Origin of the sequence: Moorena sp. SIO3I8 (assembly GCF_010692325.1) — a bacterium.
In the GTDB taxonomy this organism is placed as follows: Bacteria; Cyanobacteriota; Cyanobacteriia; order Cyanobacteriales; family Coleofasciculaceae; genus Moorena.
The window spans coordinates 1-1399 of the sequence record NZ_JAAHHW010000392.1 but is presented as its reverse complement, the minus strand read 5'-3'; the positions used below and the strand labels follow the sequence as shown (position 1 = coordinate 1399).

At 41.7% G+C, this 1399-nt stretch carries 2 protein-coding genes and 1 pseudogene; all 3 read right to left on the bottom strand.

From position 1 onward, the window contains the following. A pseudogene (locus F6K51_RS37290) lies at nucleotides 1-338 on the bottom strand (hypothetical protein); the annotation flags it as partial. A gap of 140 nt (nucleotides 339-478) precedes the next feature. Further along, a complete protein-coding gene (locus F6K51_RS37285; RefSeq protein ID WP_293031213.1) occupies nucleotides 479-1084 on the bottom strand; it encodes a GUN4 domain-containing protein in 606 nt (201 codons plus the stop codon). Nucleotides 1085-1234: 150 nt separating this feature from the next. After that, nucleotides 1235-1399 (bottom strand): transposase (locus F6K51_RS37280; protein WP_293031216.1); only part of this gene is annotated, 165 nt, incomplete at its 5' end.

Below are 1399 nucleotides of genomic sequence, written 5' to 3'. Positions count from 1 at the left end.
TCGCGTATTTTCTCGCGTATATCTTGCACCAATACATCAATATCTGTACTTAAGTCCTGCTCCTCAAAACCTTGCTCTTGTAGCTTATTATCTGCTGTTTCAACTAAATCGCTTGGCTCAGCAATATCTTGCCAATTTAACTTTAGGTTGTCACAAATTTTTTTAAAGGAATCATACTCAAGAGGTTGCTTGTTAAAGAACTTTGTAACTGTAGTGCGACCTAAACCTACAGATTTTGCAAAGTTAGCTTTTGAACCATATCCCATTCTTAAGATGGCTTTTTTAGCTTTGCTCACCCCTTGAAGACTGGCTTTGATAGTTAACCTTTCCTTGCTCATATTTTAAAGACACATCTTGATATAAAGTATCAGCAGATGCACCGACTGAAAACTTTGGAACACCCAGCTTAGAGACATCACTGGAAATGCACTAATTCATACATTGCAGACATACTGCCCGTAAAGCGACAAGTCTCATGTCAAAAGCATCGGTTTGAAAGAATGGGCAACCACCCCCCCCTCCAAACACCTTTGGGTGCAAAAGCCCCACCAGTAGGCAGATGTCCAATTGGTGCACGACGTTCAAATATGAGGTCATTGTGATTGACCCATATCTCATTATTTCTTTCCGAGACGTTCAGCCAACCGATGTGAGATACAAAATCTTCCAGATCTACTTGTCCTGTTTTCCAAAGTCGCGTCTGGGCGCTGAATCCAAAACGCCCATTGCTATGTTGCATCCATAGTGTATCTATGGTACGGAGGTCAGTGCAGGAGAACCGCTTCACACTCTCTGGATTAAGCGTTCCCTCCTTTTCACGATTGGCTGCCCATAACAACAGGTGCGTGGTTTCGATATCAGCCTCTTTGAATTTTCCAGAGACTAGCAAATACTGGAGTTTATTGTAATCGGCACCGTAATCTGTCTTTAAAGTGACAGATAAAGGATGACTTGATGGTTCTAAGCCAGTTAAATTTCTAATCTCTGAAGTCATTACACCCACCCCAATGCCAGCAACAGCTACTAGCACTCCAACAATACCAATTATATCTGAACGACTCAGGTTGTTGCTCTGCTTACTCATATTAGGTCTCCTCAATTGACTCTTTCAGTATCAAGCCAAGTTTTGGAAACCTTGATTACACGATGATTTTGCAATGACTGTTTTATGTATAACCTTTGATTGTGTAGATAATTGTAAGAGGATGTTTGAAAAGTGATGAGAGGTCAAATTTTATGCCAAGCGGCGAACCATGATCCATATCATGGCAAGATTTATGAATGTCTCTGATGTTTCAGGCAACAACTCATAGTCTCTGACCAATCGACGGCATCCCATCAGCCAACCAAAAGTGCGCTCCATGGCACTGGTTCCGCCGAGTGAGAAGCGAAAAGTTTT